Raw genomic sequence first — 17,342 nt, forward strand, 5'->3', positions numbered from 1 at the left:
TTTATTATTTGATACTCACAAACAAATTCTATCACAATAGTATAATAAATAATTATTAATATATTTTAAACAGAAGTATCTAATAGTGCATTTACAGGTATATTTCTATTTCTCTTATTACCAAATTGCTCATCAATTCCGTAGATATTCAAAACTCTTTGATGAACATTATCAAAAGCATTTTGTACTTCTTTAAAAATATTATCAAAATTTGTGTCAGTATGGGAGTTTAAACCTATGCTTTCAAATGATTTTATATTAATAGAATCAGTGTCTACATCAACACCGAGCTTGTTTTTTAAAATGTCTTCCACATGCTCTATTCCAGGATTAATATTTTCTGATATACCTTTATTTAAATTAGAAATATATTCTGGTGATGTACGATATATTATTTCAGCTTTTGCAGAATTTAATTTTGTTTCAATTTTCTTTCGTTCATCGTCACTTAAATCTTTTCTTTTTAATTCAGAAGTAAATTGATTATATCTATTTTCAGCTATCACCAGGCTTTTTACTGTATCTATAACTGGAGAGTATAAACCGTATAAAACATCAGTTGCAAATGAAATAGATGAAGTTCTATTCTTATTATTTTCAAGTCTTTTTAAATCATCATTAATTTTGTTGATATCATTTTTAGATTGCTTTTTTTTTATATATTTTATTTCCACAAGTATCCATAAATACATTAAATTGTTTTGAAGACATTCTATTTGCATTAATTTCATCAAATGACATTTACCATTCCTCCAATTTAAATTAGTTATTTAACTAATTTAATAGTATAGTTATCGTCAATGCATATTTTATTTTTATCCTTATAATAAAGAATTTTTAGAGGAGATAGCTTCAACATTATTAAGTCTCTTGTTCATTTCTTGTATTTCACTATACATTTTAGTCATTAATTGAAATAAATCAGTATTGCTTTTCTCCATTCTATATAAACTCCTTCTGTAATTCATCTGAATTTTAATTTATTAGTTTTACTTTGAATTTTAATATACAGTAATTAATGCATATTTTCAATGTTATTAGCAATTACATCGTATTTAATTAATTTTGAGAAAAATTATCAACATGCTTTAATTAGCTATAATGAATTAAAAGGTATTCGCCGTAATAAGATAGAATTTAATATAAACTAAAATATAAATAAAATTAAACAAATTGAATTGAAAAATTAGAAGTGTAATCAACTTATTAGGTAAAACCGGCAGTTCTACATAAATTAGTTTTAAGGGAGGTCATGAAATGTTGGATTGGTATAATAAATTTGTTATTAAATTTATTATTATATTAATCATTGTGGCTTTTACTATTAAATTTTTGACTAAAGTAATTTCTTTTTATATATACAGCATGAATATAAAAAAGGTAAAGAGATCTGGAATTTTGAGTTTAATAGTAATAGTTATTAATGCAGCTATTATAATAGGATATTTATTATTTACAAAAAAATATCCTAGATATAATTGTGGATTCACACTAACATTAGTATATTTTTTTCAGTTATTATTAATATTGGCGGTAACTATTCTAACTAAAGAAGGGATTTCTAGTTTAGGAATAACAAAAAATAATGCGTTTAAATCAATCGTTGTTGGAGGACTTTCTGGAGTTATTTTTTGTGTAGCATATAAAAATATTGCGATAGTAAGCTCGGATATTAATATCATGCTTAATAATAACTGTGTCAGGAACTATTTTTGGATATATGAGAATAAAGACTAAAAATATAATTGCATGCTCAATTCTTCATACAGTTATTGATTGGGCACAAGTAGTAATGCAAGCAGTAGGTTAATATATTTTAATAATAGCGGCTTTAAACATAATTTTTTAAAGAAAGATTTTCATTTAATTTAGGTTATAAGCATATTTTATATAAGAAATAATAATATAAAGTATTGAGAACTTTTTAGGTGTGTAAATAAATATGGAATTAGTAGATAATATTGATTTAAATATAGGTGAAAACTATTTAAATGATTGGGATGTATATTATGCTATAAGAGAAATTATTGCAAATGCGATAGATGAAGCAAAAAGTGATAAGATTGAAATAAAAAAAGAAGCTGAAGATGAGTATATAATTAGAGACTTTGGTAGAGGATTAAAATTAGATAATTTTATCATGATGGATAGTGGCAAAGCTACTAAGAATAATGTTATAGGTAAATTTGGAGTAGGTTTAAAAGATGCACTAGGAGTACTTAGTAATAGCGGTATTGAGGTGGAAATTATCACAGCTAATTATATATTTAAAATTAATATGCAGCAGAAAAGTTCAATGATAAAAATTAAAACATTACATGTTGAAGTATACAATAATATTCAAAAAGAATTCAAAGGAACAAAATTTATATTTAGAAAATGTAAAAATGAATATATAGAGAAAGCTAAGAATGAATTTTTGATATACAAAGATAAAGAAATTAAGATTATAGAATCAACATATTATGGTGATATTTTAACAAGAGAAAATAATACATCCAATATTTATATAAATGGAATGAAGGTAAGTGAAAATAGTGATTTATCATTTTCATATAATATAAAAAATATATCTCAAAAATTGAAAAGAGCTATTAATAGAGAAAGAAGATATATAAGCAGAGATGCTTATAGAGAGGATATAAAGAAAATTATTAAGAATTGCAAGCAAAAATCTATTTTAGACAGTTTTGCAAGGCAACTTAAAGGAAGCTACAGTGGTGAAAATTATAAAGAGATAGAATGGAATGATGTATTAATTGCTGTGGTCAACTATATTATAAATAAATATAGACATAAGGATGTAAGATTTATAGATAGTATTGATATTGAAAATAATAAAGAATTATTTGATAGTATTCGTAAAAGCAAGAATACAGAAATAATTAAAGTATCTACAAAAATTAAAAGGAATATAAAAAACTATAAAAAAGCTATAAATAAAGAAAACTTATTTATTGAAGATTTAAATCTTGATAAAGAAAATTTATTAACCCTAGATGAGTTAGAAGAAACAAAGAAGAAAATAGTACAAGAATCTATTAATATTTTGAAGAAAGTAGATTTTATTAAAAATGATTATGTTTCATGGGATAAAATAAAGATATCCAAGGAGCCGGTTGGAAGCATTATGAATGATGAGTATGGAATAGTAATACCATTAAATTCATTAACCGATTTGGAAACTTGTACAGTTAAAATTATAAATGTATTATCTAGTTTAGGAAATAACTCAACAGAATTTAAAGATAAGATAGTTGGGAATTTAATAAACATAATTTATAAAAGTAGTTTAAATAAAAATTATTGAAGTAATTGTATATGAAAAATGAAATAGCATCAGTTAAACCACTATGTCTAGAAGTTAACGATTATTAAAGAATTATAAAAAAAAATCATTAATATCAAAGAAATTTTTATTTAATATTTTAGGAGCAAGATAAAAGTCTAATGGCTAATTAAAAAGGCTTGTAAGGGTAAAAGTCAAATGTAACCATAAGATGAAAAAGGCGTATTAATAGGCTGAAACAATCAATGATGTGTTATTTTATTAACTAATGTTGACACTACAAGATAAATATGTGATACTAATTATAACAAGTAAACATTTACATTAAAACTAGAAGAAATTCAAAATATAGGCTATAGAGAATTTAGAGAATAAGCCGTGTAAAACTGAATTTACTTAGTAAATATTATTAAGTTTAGTTGTACTTAAATGTATTATCTTTAATAATAGCTAAGTAAATTTCAAATATCTATCTTATGAGTATTTTTTAAGATAGGATAAGTTTTATGCGGCTATTATTTTGTAAAAATTCATATAGTATAGGTTTTGGGGGGATAGCTCTTTAAGAAAATATAGTAAGTTAAGTTGATTTTACAATTTAAGAGGAGTTGATGCTATGACAATTTTTTTTGCAGAATTAGTAGGTACTTTATTGCTTATTCTTTTAGGTGATGGTGTTGTCGCCAATGTTGTTCTTAAAAACTCAAAAGGTCATGCTTCGGGGTGGATAGTAATATCAATGGGATGGGCTTTTGCAGTAGCAATTCCAGCTCTTATATTTGGAAGTTATAGTGGAGCGCATTTCAATCCTGCATTAACAATTGCACTTGCGGTAATAGGAAAAGTAGCTTGGAGTAAAGTACCGATTTATTTAGCAGGTCAATTTATTGGAGCTTTTTTAGGAGCAGTTTTAGTGTTTGTTTTGTATTATGATCAATTTAAAAGTAGTGAAAATAAAGCTGACAAGCTTGGAGTATTTTGTACAGGACCGGCTGTAAGAAACAGTTTAATTAATTTTTTATGTGAAGTTATTGGCACATGTGTATTAGTATTTGGAATTTTAGGAATGGGAGCACAAAATTTAAAGAATGGTATGGGAGTATTATTTGTAGGATTCTTAATTTTGGCAATTGGTCTTAGTTTAGGTGGCCCAACAGGATATGCTATTAATCCAGCTAGAGATTTAGGTCCAAGAATTGCACATGCAGTTTTACCTATACCCAATAAAGGTGATTCGGATTGGTCCTATGCATGGATTCCAGTAATTGCTCCTATAGTAGGTGCTATAATGGGTGCAGTATTCTATATAATACTTTTCTAGCATACAAATATAATATATAATTAAAAAGTACATAAGATGTATTAGAATATAAAAGACAACGTTTACTTGGAGGCATTTATGAATATTAAAGAATTATTAGAAGAAAACCCTATAATAGCAGCAGTAAAAAATCAGGAACAACTAGAGTTAGCAGTAAACTCGGAAATTCAAATCATATTTGTTCTATTTGGGGACATAGTCAGCATAAAAGAAATAAGTAAAGTTATAAAAGCCAAAAATAAAATAGGAATAATTCATATTGATTTGGTAGAAGGATTAACTAATAAGGAAGTTGTTATAAGATATATAAAAGAAGAAACTGAATTTGATGGGATAATCAGTACAAAGTCCCAAATTGTAAAAAATGCTATAAAGCATAATTTAATAGCAGTTCAAAGAGTTTTTATTTTCGATACTATTTCATTAAACAATGTTAAGAATCATATTATCTCTGAATGTGATGCAATAGAGGTATTACCAGGAGTAATTCCAAAGGTACTTAGAATTATTGCAAAGCATTCCAATAAGCCAGTAGTTGCTGGTGGATTAATTGAAACAAAAGAGGAAGTAATTGAGGCTTTACAATCTGGGGCAACCTGTGTATCTACAACTAGGAAAGAGATTTGGGAAATGTAAAGTGTTAAAATTTTAGAAAGTTGGTGTACTATGAAAAAATATATAATGGCATTAGATCAAGGAACTACAAGTTCGAGAGCAATAATATTTGACCATGAGCAAAATATATTAGAAATTAGTCAAAAGGAATTTACACAAATTTATCCTAATAAAGGATGGGTGGAGCATAATCCTTTAGAAATATGGTCAAGTCAATATGGTGTTTTGCAAGAAGTAATGGCAAAAGCTAATATAACTCAAGAAGATATTGTAGCAATAGGTATTACTAATCAAAGAGAAACAACAATTGTTTGGGATAAAAACACAGGAGAACCTGTTTATAATGCTATTGTATGGCAGTGTAGAAGAACAGCAGATATAGTGGAAGAGCTTAAAGCTGATATGGATTTTTCTAATTATGTAAAAGAAAATACAGGGCTAATATTAGATGCATATTTTTCAGCAACAAAAATAAATTGGATATTAGATAATGTTGAGGGTGCAAGAGAAAGAGCTGAAAAAGGTGAATTATTATTTGGTACAGTTGATACTTGGCTTGTTTGGAAGCTTACCAATGGTAAAGTACATGTAACCGATTACACAAATGCGTCTAGAACTATGCTCTATAATATAAAAGAATTAAAATGGGACGAAAGAATTTTAGAAAAACTTAATATTCCAAAATCAATGCTGCCAGAGGTTAAAAATTCATCTGAGGTTTATGGATATACAAATCTTGGAGGTAAGGGTGGCATTAGAGTACCAATAGCAGGTATGGCAGGAGATCAACAATGTGCATTATTCGGTCAAACTTGCTTTGAAGAAGGTAGTGTTAAAAATACTTATGGCACAGGATGTTTTTTACTTATGAATACAGGAGAAAAAATGATTCAAAGTAAAAATGGTCTAGTAACAACAATTGCAATTGGATTAGAAGGAAAGGTTCAATATGCATTAGAAGGTTCGGTATTTATAGGTGGTGCAGTTATCCAATGGATTAGAGATGAACTTAAATTAGTTAGTGAAGCTGCAGATACAGAGTATTTTGCTAAAAAGGTAAAGGATAATGGTGGAGTATATGTTGTACCAGCTTTTACTGGTCTTGGAGCTCCATATTGGGATATGTATGCTAGAGGTGCAATTTTTGGACTAACAAGAGGTGCAAATAGAAACCATATAATTAGAGCGGCACTTGAATCTATTGCATATCAATCCCGAGATCTTATAGATGCAATGAAAGAAGATTCAGAATGTGAAATTACAAGAATTAAGGTTGATGGAGGCGCTAGTAGAAATAATTTATTAATGCAGTTCCAAGCAGATATTACAGGAACAGAAGTTGTAAGACCTATAATAACTGAAACAACAGCACTTGGTGCAGCATATTTAGCAGGACTTGCGGTGGGCTTTTGGAAATCAAAAGAAGAAATTGCTGAGAAGTGGTCTGTAAGTGAAGTTTATACTCCAGATTTAGATGAAAATGAGAAGATAAGGTTATATAAAGGTTGGAAAAATGCAGTTAAAAGAGTTCAGGGCTGGGAAGAATAAATTTTGTATTTATTGGACAAAAATAGTTTTCTATGATATAATATAAGTAAAATTAAATATAAATGCTTAGAGAAAATAGAGTCAAGCATAAAACTTTGGTGATTACACCTTTGTTTTTGCTTGGCTTTTTTATGTTTAAATCAGGGTGTACATAAAGATTATAATTAAAATTTTAAGAGTCTTATAATTAGAGGGAGGATTTAATATGTATGATGTTGCAATAATTGGAGCGGGTGTTATTGGGTGCTCAATATTTAGAGAATTAACAAAATACAATTTAAAGGTAGTTGTTTTAGAAAAAGAAAGAGATGTCTCCATGGGAACAAGTAAAGCAAACTCTGCAATAGTTCATGCAGGATATGATCCTGAAGAAGGTACGTTAATGGCAAAGTACAATGTAAAAGGAAATGAGATGTTTGAAGAGTTATGCAAAGAACTAAGTGTACCTTTTAAAAGAAATGGATCCTTAGTTTTAGCTTTTGATAAAGAAGATATGTCTAAGGTAAAGCATCTTTATGAAAATGGAACTAAGTTAGGTGTAAAAGGATTAAAAATTTTAAATAAAGCTGAAGTACTAGACATGGAACCAAATCTTAATGAGGAAATAGAAGGAGCATTATATGCGCCAACTGGTGGTATAGTAGGTCCCTTTGAATATACAATTGCATTAGCAGAAAACGGAGTCCAAAATGATGGAGAAATAAAATTAAAGAAAGAAGTTGTTTCAATAAAAAAGGATGGTACGTTTAAAATCTTAACTAAAGATGGAGAAACAATTGAAGCAAAATTTGTAATAAATGCGGCAGGAGTTTATGCAGATAAAATTCATAACCTCATTTGCAAGGAAAGTTTTAAGATATCTCCAAGAAGTGGTGAATATTTTGTAATGGATAAAAGCCAAGGAAACGTTGTAAGTCATACAATCTTCCAATGTCCATCAAAACTCGGTAAGGGAGTTTTAATAACACCAACCGTACATGGCAATTTACTTGTGGGACCTGATGCTAGGGATGTGGAAGATAAAGAGGACTTGGGAACTATTTCAGAAGGACTTAACCACGTAAGGGAAGCTTCTATGCGTTCTACAAAAGAAGTGAATTTTAGAGAGTCTATAAGAAATTTTGCAGGACTTAGAGCTAATCCAGATACAGGAGATTTTATAGTTGAAGAAAATGATGAGGTTAAAGGTTTTATTGATGTGGCAGGAATGAAATCACCAGGCTTATCATCAGCACCAGCTATTGCTCTAGATGTAGTTAACATACTAAATGCAGCAGGTTGTAGTTTAGAAAAGAAAGAAAATTTTGTTAATAAAAGAGAACAAATTCACTTTATGGAGTTATCGCCTGAAGAAAAAGCAGAATTAATAAAGAAGAATTATATGTATGGAAGAATAATATGTAGATGCGAAAGTATAACAGAAGGCGAAATTGTAGCTGCAATTAAAAGAAGCTTTGGAGTACTTTCTTTAGATGGAATTAAGAGAAGATGTAGACCAGGAATGGGAAGATGTCAGGGTGGTTTCTGTGGACCAAGAGTTCAAGAAATAATAGCAAGAGAATATAAGGTTCCACTAGAAAGTGTGGTTTTGGAAAAGGATAATTCTTATATTTTATTAGGAAAAACTAAATAGAAGGTGAGGTAGAATTATGAACTACGAATTAATAGTTGTTGGTGGAGGACCAGCAGGTCTTGCGGCAGCATATGAGGCATATAACAAGGGAATAAAAAATATTTTAATTTTAGAGAGAGATAAAGAACTTGGTGGTATACTAAATCAATGCATTCATAATGGTTTTGGACTACACACCTTTAAAGAGGAGCTTACAGGACCTGAATATGCAGATAGATTTATTGAAATGGTTAAGGACACTAATGTAGAGGTTAAACTCAATACTATGGTACTTGAGATAACAAAGGATAAAAAAGTTTATGCTATAAATTCAGAAGAAGGCTATATGGAGCTTCAAGCTAAGGCAATAATTCTTTCTATGGGTTGTAGAGAGAGAACTAGAGGAGCTATTAATATACCAGGAGATAGACCAGCAGGTGTGTTTACAGCAGGTGCAGCTCAAAGATATATTAATGTAGAAGGATATATGCCAGGAAAAGAAGTTGTTATTTTAGGATCAGGAGATATAGGTCTTATAATGGCAAGAAGAATGACGCTTGAAGGAGCAAAGGTTAGGGCTGTGGTTGAATTATGCCCATATTCAAATGGCTTAAATAGAAATATAGTTCAGTGCTTAAACGATTACGATATACCACTATATTTATCTCATACAGTTACAGATATCATTGGAAAAGAAAGAGTTGAGAAAGTAATAATAGCTAAAGTGGATGAAAATAGAAGACCAATTAAAGGTACAGAAATTGAATTTGATGCGGATACATTATTATTATCAGTTGGTTTAATTCCAGAAAACGAGCTATCCTCTAATGCAGGAATAGAGTTAGATAGAAGAACAAATGGGTTAAAGGTTACTGAAAGTATGGAAACTTCTGTAGATGGAATATTTGCCTGTGGTAATGTAGTGCATGTTCATGATTTAGTTGATTTTGTAACAGAAGAATCAAAACGTACAGGAATTTCAGCTGCAAGATATATTAAAGGTGAACTGAAAAAAGACAAGTATGTAAATATAATAAATGGTACAAATGTTAATTATACAGTTCCTCAAAAGCTTAATGTAGATGATGTAGAGGATAAGTTAACTATATTTATGAGAGTAAATAATATATATCATAATAAAGCATTAGTGGTTAGAAGTAAAGATGTGGTTATAGCTAAGTTTAAGAGAGCTCATTTGGCACCATCAGAAATGGAAAAAGTGGTTTTAAGCAAGGTTTTTCTAGATAAAATTAAGGATGATATAACAATATCATTAGAGGATGGTGAATAAGATGGAAAGAGAATTAATATGTATTTGTTGTCCTAAGGGATGTCATTTAAAGGTTGATGATAAAAGTTTAAAGGTAGAAGGAAATAGTTGCCCTAGAGGTGCTGAATATGGAGTTAATGAAATTACAAATCCAGTTAGAATAATAACTTCAACAGTTAAAGTAGAAAAAGGGGATGCGGTAGTAGTCACGGTAAAGACTAAAGAGCCAATACCTAAAAAGCTTACTATGAAATGTATGGAGGAGATTAATAAAGCAGTAGTAACTGCGCCTGTTAAGATAGGAGATATTGTAATTAAAGATGTACTCAAAACAGGTGTAGATGTTGTTGCAACTAAAAACATATCCTGCATATAAAAAAATAAAGAGAGATATAGAAAAAAGAGGTTGGAAATATAAATTTCTAATCTCTTTTTTAATTAAGTTAAGTATATGAGGGACCACTAATAATATGGTTTATTTTTTATGAATTATAATAAGTGGATATAATCTTATAATAGTAAGACTATTGGAGGTATGTAAAATGATACAAAGTATGGTTCTAACGCTTATAGGCTATATACCAAATGCGCATCAATCATTAGCAATACTAGATAAATTAAAAGCTTTAATGTTCGTGGTTCCGGCTGTTGGTGTTGCAGTAGCCCTTTTAATATTTGTATTTTTCTATAAGTTAACAGACGAAAAGTACAGAAATATTTTAGCCCAATTAAAAGAAAGAAGAGAGGGTAATGCTGTTAAATAGCTACAATACATAATTTATTGAATATAACAGGAGGATAGTATAATGAAAATAAGTACTAAAGTTATAAATATTAAAAAGATTGAGAATTTTTTGGGGATTGCTACTAATGCAGCTAAATATAGAATTATACTTCTAAATGATGATATAATAAGAATCCGCTGCACCTTCAATAAAGAATTTGAAAAGGAGTAATCTTATGCTTTAGTTATGACTGCTTGGGAAGACGTTACAGATGATTTATTAGCTAAGGAAAGAATGAAAGTAAAAGCACTTAGCAGCGAGTATGACGATTTAGGTGATTATATTTTATTAGCTACTAAAAATTTAAATATAAAGATTTATAAAGAACCATTTGGAATAGAGATTTTAGATAAGTTTGGTAATATATTGCATTCCGATTTGAGAGAAAAGGCTTATAAGAAAGACCCCCATGGAAGATTGTACCATTATTCATGTATGTCAGATGAAGATTATTTTTATGGATTTGGTGAAAAATCTGGATATTTAAATAAGAGAAAAAGAAGAATGAGAATGCATAACTATGATACTTATGGATACGATTCAGAGTATACGGATCCATTATACAAGCATATACCATTTTATATTAAGTTTAATAGCGAAAATAATACAGCTAGTGGAATATTTTATAACAATTCTTATGATTCAATTTTTGATGTAGGATGTGAAAGATCAGGTTAAAAGATAAAATTCAATAAAGAAGGTAATTATAAGACAGAGGTTAAAGAAATGTTTGTAAATGTAATCTGCAAGGATATGGTTCCAAAAGAAGTTAAGTTTAAAGATAAAAAACTTCCTATGTTCTTAGATAAAAAAGAATGGGAAAATAATGAATATGGTTGGTATTATGATATTGAACAGAGAACAGTAAAGATAAAATACAATAACATTGAAGGAGATTATATATTGCATGTTGATTGTGATTTTAAGGATTTAATTGCAATGTAATAAAATAAAAGGTTTAAAGCTTTAAAAATAAATTCATGCCCAAATGTTATGGATAACACATTTTCGCATGAGTTTATTTTTTCAATAATTACAGTAGATCATAAATCAAGAAATTGTAGAAACAAGTCATGGTGTAATAACAAAATTTATCTAGATTATTGCAGCTAAATTTAACATCAAGAGTGAAATTATGGGATTTGACACTAGTGAAATGAATTAAACTTGTGGGTCTAAAGGAAAGATAAAAACCAAAACAATAGGAATTTGTAGGGATTGTGGTGAAAAATTTAATGTCTAAAAGTATTTCTATTAGATAATTTCATAATTAAAATTTGCATAATCAATTCAGTGTATTTACAATGGGGAGAGTGTAAAATTCTTTCTGTAAAATAACTTTCTATGGTAAGTTTTAAAAGACAAGATTGTCAAAAGTGACTTTCTATCTTGTTTTAAATATACATTCTAAAAATATGTATGTCAAGAACGCCTTTAAAAACAGGCGTTTTTGGCATATTAAGCTTTTTATTCAGTAAGTCGTCCTTCATACATAATGGATAATTCACCGTACACTTTACCCCAATTTCTTAGTGGCAAACGCCATTTTTTTGTAGCTTCAAAAGTAGCAAGGTATAAAGCTTTTAAAAGTGATGTATCGCTTGGAAATACAGTTCTTTGTCTATTTAATCTACGATATGTGCTGTTGAGACTTTCGATTGCATTTGTAGTATAAATAACTTTTCTTACATCAGCAGAGAACTTAAAAATAGGGCTAATAGCATCCCAATTTGATTTCCAGCTTTTCATTGAGTTAGGATAATGTTTTTCCCATTTTCCAGTGATTTCTTCTAATTGCTTATATGCAATTTCCTCAGAAGGTGCATGATATATAGTTTTTAAATCTTTTGCAAATTCTTTTTTATCTTTATCAGAAACATACTTTAATGTATTTCTTACTTGATGAACTATACAACGTTGATATTCAGTATTTGGAAAAGCTACTGATATAGATTCCTTTATCCCTGTAAGACCATCTGCACAAAGGATAAGGATATCTTGAACACCTCTATTTTTTAATTCATTGAGAGCACTAAGCCAATATTTACTGCTTTCATTTTCTCCAATATTTATAGAAAGTACTTCTTTTCTGCCTTCATTATTTATACCAAGAATAATGTAAGCTGCAAGCTTACGTATAACGTTATTTTCCCTTACGGAAAAATGAACTGCATCAATGAAAACAATTGGATATACTGTAGATAAAGGTCTATGTTGCCATGCTTCTATTTCAGGAAGAAGTTTATTGGTTATATTTGAAACCATTCCTTCACTAACTTCAAACCCATATATATCTTCAATTTGTTCTGAAATTTGTCTGGTACTTAATCCTTTAGCATACATAGAAATAATTTTTTCTTCTATACCAGAAATATCTTTCTGGTGTTTTTGTACTATTTTAGGTTCAAAAGAACTTTCTCTATCCTGTGGTACATCTATATTCATCTCACCATATTTGCTTCGAATTCTTTTTTGTTTTTTCCCATTTCTTGAGTTTGTAGTTTCGGCTCGTTCATATGGTTCATAGCCTAAATGCTCGTCCATTTCACCTTCAAGCATAGATTGAATAGTTCCACCTAATAGATCTTTTAAAGCTTCCTGAATATCCTCAGCTGACTGAATATCATACTCGTCTATAAGAGCTGATATAATATTTCTTTTTCCTTCATTCATTGGTTTTACCTTATAAATATCTTTTTTTCTTGCCATAATAAAAGGCCTCCTATGATTTTATTTTACCATAGAAAGCCTTATTATTTTTATTTACAGACTTTTCTTCACATGCTCACAATGGGAATGCTACATTACTGTACATTCCCTGAAATTTTATTTCATATTAATAGATTTTACTGTCACTACATCCAGCTCTTTTAAATCATGAATCATATTTTCTAGACTCTCATCTTTACCTCTGAAATTTAAAGTTATGAGTCCATGCTCTTTTTCGCCTGGATCATGTGTTCCAAATCTAGAAACAATACTATCTCCATATTTAGTTAATACCTCTTGAACTTTTGCTGCAGATTTTGTCCGCTCATCTACTAAAATCCCTACTATACTTAATTTACTCAAATCAAACACCTCCATTTAATATTTTTTACACTGACTGAAAAAATATTCTTTTAGTTCTTTAAATTTTAACTAGTATAAAATTTAATAATTGAATACATGTAGATTTATTGATTCGTGAGTAAATATAAAAAAGAAATGGAGTTATTTCATAATGAAAATGTATATTAGTAATTTGTGGTAATAAGCATTAAGACTAGTGAACAGTTATAAGAAATTACATGACTAGCTTGAAAAATTTATCAAGCTAAGGTGGATAATTACCTTAATTTAATAGTAAAATTACTAGTTAGTTAATAGTTGAATTTGTATTATTGTAAAAAAATAAGATAAAGAGTATAATTATAATATAATGGCATATTTTGTACAAAAACATAAAAAATAGAAGAAGATTTAAATAAGAGAATAGTAAAGATATAGCATGTATTAGTGCAAAATTATATGTAAATAAATTAAGTGAGGATAGGTATATCATCAATGAATAGTTTTAATATATATAACAAGTACAAAGACCCAATGAGTTTGTATATCTTAGATATTCACTGAATTTTATGAATACAAATTAAGTTTTTAATTAAAGCTAGTGAATTAAAGTAAATGTAGATGAGGTATATTTTAATTTGAAATTGTATCATGTTAGCCCTAAAAGTATGCTAATATGATATTTTTATATAACAAAAATATCATGATAGGTGGTGATATAATGAGGGTGTATGCGATTTCCGATGTTCATATTGATTATAAGGAAAATTTGGAATGGCTATGTGACATATCAAATTATGACTATAAAGATGATGTAATAATTTTAGCAGGAGATATTTCACACAAAATTAATTTGGTTGAAAAGGCTTTTCAAATTTTGTCTAAAAGTTTCTCAGAGGTGCTATATGTTCCTGGTAATCATGATTTATGGATTAGAGGTAATGAATGTAAGGATTCTTTTATGAAATTTAAACAAATAAAAGAGGTAGCAGATTTTTATAATGTACATATGAAACCAGTGAATTTTTGTAATATAGCTATTGTACCATTGTACTCATGGTACGATTATTCCTTCGGTGAATTGAGTGAGGAGTTGATTTACAAATGGACAGATTTTATTGCTTGTAACTGGAAGGATTATGATGCTCCTAAAGTAAATAATTATTTTACTGCTCTTAATGATGAATTTTTAGGAGAAAGGAATAAAAGAATAATCTCTTTTTCTCATTTTTTGCCATCAATTAAACTAATGCCAGAATTTATACCAAATAGTATGAGGTATATTTATCCTGTACTAGGAAGCAATTCATTGATGAGATACATACAAGAATTAGATTCAACTATACACATATATGGGCATAGCCATGTTAATGTAGATAAAGTAGAGAATGGTGTTAGATATATTAATAACGCATTTGGTTATCCAAGAGAATTTAGAATAAGTGCTAAAAAATTAAAATGTGTTTACGAAGAATAAATTTTATTGTAATACTAATACATTTATTGACATAAAAAATTGATAATTATATACTTATATTATAATAAAAGTATAATTATAGTAAAGTGAATTTTATATTGAGAAATTATTTTATACATATTGGGGGGAAGATCATGAAATTATTTTGTTTGCCATATGCTGGAGGAGCTAAAAATATATACTATAAATGGATAAAGGCAATAGATGAACATATAAAGATAGAGGGCATAGAATTAAAGGGTAGAGGAATTAGGTATGGGGAAGGTTTTTATGTTGATTTTGAGGAAGCAGTAGAGGATATATACATAAACATCAAGAATAAGATTCAAGATGATGACTATGCAATTTTTGGACATAGTATGGGCAGTTTATTGTCATTTGAATTGTATTATAAAATATTAGAAAATGGCGGGAAATTACCAAAGCATATGTTTTTTTCGGCATATAGGGCACCTCATATTGTGAGAACTGAAGAACCTATACATAATTTGCCGGATGATGAGTTTATTAAGGAAGTTATAGCACTTGGAGGTACACCAAAAGAAGTGGCAGAGAATAAAGAACTTTGTGAATTAGTAACACCCATACTTAGAAATGATTTTAGAATATTAGAATTATATAAATATAAGGAAAAAACGAATCCTATAGAGTGTGATATAACTGTTTTAAATGGAAAATATGATAAATTGAATGTGAAAGACATTAATGGATGGAAAATTCATTCATCAAAACATACAAGAATAATCAATTTTGAAGGAAATCATTTTTTCATAAATAGTAATATGGATAAAATTATAAATATAATTGAAGAAACTTTACTATGTGATAGTATTCAAATATAAATTAAAGTTATATTAGGAGAGTACATATGGAGATTGTAAAAAGAAAAATTGATCGCAATTTAAGTAGGGAAAAGTTCGATTATTTGTTGAGTTTTGTAAATGAAAAAGAAAAAAAGAAAATACTGAGATATAGAAGATATGAAGATTCTCTAAGATCACTTTATGGGAAAATAATCCTTAAGGATATGCTTAATTTAGAAAAAGTCGAGTTAGAGTATAATAAATGGGGACAACCTAAATTAATGAATGAGGATAAATTATATTTCAATATTTCGCACTCAGGAGAGTGGGTAGCTGTTGCAGTAGCTGAAAAACCAGTAGGTATTGATATACAAGAGATAAATAAAACTGATTTAGATATTGCCAAAAGTTTTTTTTCTAAACAGGAGAATGAGTATATATCATCGCTTCCAGAAGAAAAAAGGATAGAAGCATTTTTTATGTTATGGACACTTAAAGAGGCATTTATAAAGGCAAAAGGTAGAGGATTGTATATTTCTCTTAATTCGTTTACCATAGATATTTCAAATAAAAAACCTTTATTATATAATGAAGAAAATGAAGAATGTGAATTGTCACTTGAAAGAGTAGAAGAAAACTATTTTATGGCTACATGCATATTGGAAAAGAGCTTTTAGGCTCTTTTTTTGTGTTATTTAATAATTTTAATGTATAATTAAAAAGTAAGTATCATTAAAAAGGAGGAGATAATTTGGAGACAGTTAATATTTTAGGTACTGGAAGTGCTATGGTTACAAAATGTTATAATACATGCTTTACACTTTCAAATGGTGAAGAGCATTTTTTAGTAGATACAGGAGGGGGAAATACTGTACTTTCAAATCTTGAAAAGTTAAATATAGACATAGGAACTATACATAATGTATTTATATCACATAGGCATAATGATCATATAACAGGAATTATATGGATTATTAGAGCGGTAGCTCAGAGAATAATTAATGAAAAATATGATGGGAATTTAATAATTTACTGCCATAAACAGAATGTTGAAGTTATAAATACAATAAGTAATTTGTTATTAGCAAAAAAGTTTACAAAATATATAGGTAATAGAATAAAGTTTTGTGAAATCTTTGATGGTTCTAAATTTGATATATTAGATTGGAATGTGGAATTTTTTGATATAAAGAGTACAAAGCAATTACAATTTGGCTTTACAACAGTACTTAATAATGGGAAAAAGATGACCTTTCTAGGTGATGAACCCTATAGGGAAACTGTATATAGATATGCAAATAATTCAGATTATATTTTTCATGAAGCTTTTTGTCTATACTCAGAGAAAGATGTGTTCAAGCCTTATGAGAAACATCATGCTACAGTAAAAGATGCCTGTGAAAATGCAGAGAAGCTTAATGTTAAAAATATAATTCTTTATCATACAGAAGATAAAAATATAGAAAAAAGAAAAGAATTATATAGTCTAGAAGGAAGTAAATTTTTTAAGGGAAACATCATTGTCCCAGATGATTTAGATATTATTGAATTGAAATAGATTTTAAAAAGCT

At 28.4% G+C, this 17,342-nt stretch carries 20 protein-coding genes; 17 read left to right on the forward strand and 3 right to left on the reverse strand.

Features of this window, described 5'->3' with window-relative positions; all coding sequences use genetic code 11:
* Positions 1-65 precede the first annotated feature (65 nt).
* Positions 66-674, reverse strand: coding sequence for a hypothetical protein (locus CLFE_RS09325; protein WP_250944760.1), 609 nt, complete (start codon positions 672-674; stop codon positions 66-68).
* Positions 675-1,257: 583 nt separating this feature from the next.
* Between CLFE_RS09325 and CLFE_RS09330 the strand changes: the two genes are divergently transcribed.
* The 13 genes from CLFE_RS09330 (at position 1,258) to CLFE_RS09385 (ending at position 11,385) form a co-directional block, all read left to right on the forward strand.
* Positions 1,258-1,737 (forward strand): hypothetical protein, encoded by a 480-nt coding sequence (locus CLFE_RS09330; RefSeq protein ID WP_077893797.1) that lies wholly within the window; start codon positions 1,258-1,260, stop codon positions 1,735-1,737.
* Complete coding sequence (locus tag CLFE_RS24470; protein ID WP_077893798.1) at positions 1,721-1,810, forward strand: hypothetical protein; 90 nt, start codon at positions 1,721-1,723, stop codon at positions 1,808-1,810. The genes CLFE_RS09330 and CLFE_RS24470 overlap by 17 nt, the downstream gene beginning before the upstream one ends.
* Positions 1,811-1,942: 132 nt before the next feature.
* Positions 1,943-3,310 (forward strand): ATP-binding protein, encoded by a 1,368-nt coding sequence (locus CLFE_RS09335; protein ID WP_077893799.1) that lies wholly within the window; start codon positions 1,943-1,945, stop codon positions 3,308-3,310.
* 595 nt (positions 3,311-3,905) lie between these two features.
* Complete coding sequence (locus CLFE_RS09340) at positions 3,906-4,610, forward strand: MIP/aquaporin family protein (protein WP_077836142.1); 705 nt, start codon at positions 3,906-3,908, stop codon at positions 4,608-4,610.
* Positions 4,611-4,688: 78 nt separating this feature from the next.
* A complete protein-coding gene (locus CLFE_RS09345) occupies positions 4,689-5,246 on the forward strand; it encodes a glycerol-3-phosphate responsive antiterminator (RefSeq protein ID WP_077835884.1) in 558 nt (185 codons plus the stop codon).
* Positions 5,247-5,276: 30 nt separating this feature from the next.
* On the forward strand, positions 5,277-6,773 hold the full coding sequence (glpK, locus tag CLFE_RS09350; protein WP_077893800.1) for a glycerol kinase GlpK: 1,497 nt from the start codon (positions 5,277-5,279) through the stop codon (positions 6,771-6,773).
* 205 nt (positions 6,774-6,978) lie between these two features.
* Complete coding sequence (locus CLFE_RS09355) at positions 6,979-8,406, forward strand: NAD(P)/FAD-dependent oxidoreductase (RefSeq protein WP_077893801.1); 1,428 nt, start codon at positions 6,979-6,981, stop codon at positions 8,404-8,406.
* A gap of 16 nt (positions 8,407-8,422) precedes the next feature.
* Positions 8,423-9,676: an NAD(P)/FAD-dependent oxidoreductase gene (locus tag CLFE_RS09360; protein ID WP_077893802.1), complete on the forward strand. Its 1,254-nt coding sequence runs from the start codon at positions 8,423-8,425 to the stop codon at positions 9,674-9,676.
* A 1-nt stretch (position 9,677) separates the two neighbouring features.
* Positions 9,678-10,031 carry a DUF1667 domain-containing protein gene (locus CLFE_RS09365; RefSeq protein ID WP_077835888.1) on the forward strand — a complete coding sequence of 118 codons (354 nt, stop codon included), beginning with the start codon at positions 9,678-9,680 and terminating at the stop codon, positions 10,029-10,031.
* Between the two features lie 166 nt (positions 10,032-10,197).
* Positions 10,198-10,419 (forward strand): hypothetical protein, encoded by a 222-nt coding sequence (locus CLFE_RS09370; protein ID WP_077893803.1) that lies wholly within the window; start codon positions 10,198-10,200, stop codon positions 10,417-10,419.
* A gap of 42 nt (positions 10,420-10,461) precedes the next feature.
* Positions 10,462-10,611, forward strand: a complete 150-nt coding sequence (locus CLFE_RS09375; RefSeq protein WP_242951642.1) for a hypothetical protein — start codon at positions 10,462-10,464, stop codon at positions 10,609-10,611.
* 15 nt (positions 10,612-10,626) lie between these two features.
* Entirely contained in the window at positions 10,627-11,118 is a 492-nt protein-coding gene (locus CLFE_RS09380) for an alpha-glucosidase domain-containing protein (RefSeq protein WP_242951643.1), read from the forward strand.
* Between the two features lie 48 nt (positions 11,119-11,166).
* Positions 11,167-11,385, forward strand: a complete 219-nt coding sequence (locus CLFE_RS09385) for a hypothetical protein (protein ID WP_139356181.1) — start codon at positions 11,167-11,169, stop codon at positions 11,383-11,385.
* A 522-nt stretch (positions 11,386-11,907) separates the two neighbouring features.
* Here the strand turns inward: CLFE_RS09385 and CLFE_RS09390 are convergent.
* Complete coding sequence (locus tag CLFE_RS09390) at positions 11,908-13,113, reverse strand: IS256 family transposase (RefSeq protein WP_169851002.1); 1,206 nt, start codon at positions 13,111-13,113, stop codon at positions 11,908-11,910.
* A 153-nt stretch (positions 13,114-13,266) separates the two neighbouring features.
* Positions 13,267-13,512, reverse strand: a complete 246-nt coding sequence (locus CLFE_RS09395; RefSeq protein WP_077835890.1) for a hypothetical protein — start codon at positions 13,510-13,512, stop codon at positions 13,267-13,269.
* A 700-nt stretch (positions 13,513-14,212) separates the two neighbouring features.
* Between CLFE_RS09395 and CLFE_RS09400 the strand changes: the two genes are divergently transcribed.
* The 4 genes from CLFE_RS09400 (at position 14,213) to CLFE_RS09415 (ending at position 17,329) form a co-directional block, all read left to right on the forward strand.
* On the forward strand, positions 14,213-14,968 hold the full coding sequence (locus CLFE_RS09400) for a metallophosphoesterase family protein (protein WP_169851028.1): 756 nt from the start codon (positions 14,213-14,215) through the stop codon (positions 14,966-14,968).
* Between the two features lie 134 nt (positions 14,969-15,102).
* Complete coding sequence (locus CLFE_RS09405) at positions 15,103-15,810, forward strand: thioesterase II family protein (RefSeq protein ID WP_077895303.1); 708 nt, start codon at positions 15,103-15,105, stop codon at positions 15,808-15,810.
* A 26-nt stretch (positions 15,811-15,836) separates the two neighbouring features.
* Positions 15,837-16,448 carry a 4'-phosphopantetheinyl transferase family protein gene (locus tag CLFE_RS09410; protein WP_077895302.1) on the forward strand — a complete coding sequence of 204 codons (612 nt, stop codon included), beginning with the start codon at positions 15,837-15,839 and terminating at the stop codon, positions 16,446-16,448.
* 74 nt (positions 16,449-16,522) lie between these two features.
* Positions 16,523-17,329, forward strand: a complete 807-nt coding sequence (locus CLFE_RS09415) for an MBL fold metallo-hydrolase (RefSeq protein ID WP_077895301.1) — start codon at positions 16,523-16,525, stop codon at positions 17,327-17,329.
* Positions 17,330-17,342: the final 13 nt, after the last annotated feature.

The sequence above is a fragment of the Clostridium felsineum DSM 794 genome (genome assembly GCF_002006355.2).
In the GTDB taxonomy this organism is placed as follows: domain Bacteria; phylum Bacillota; class Clostridia; order Clostridiales; family Clostridiaceae; genus Clostridium_S; species Clostridium_S felsineum.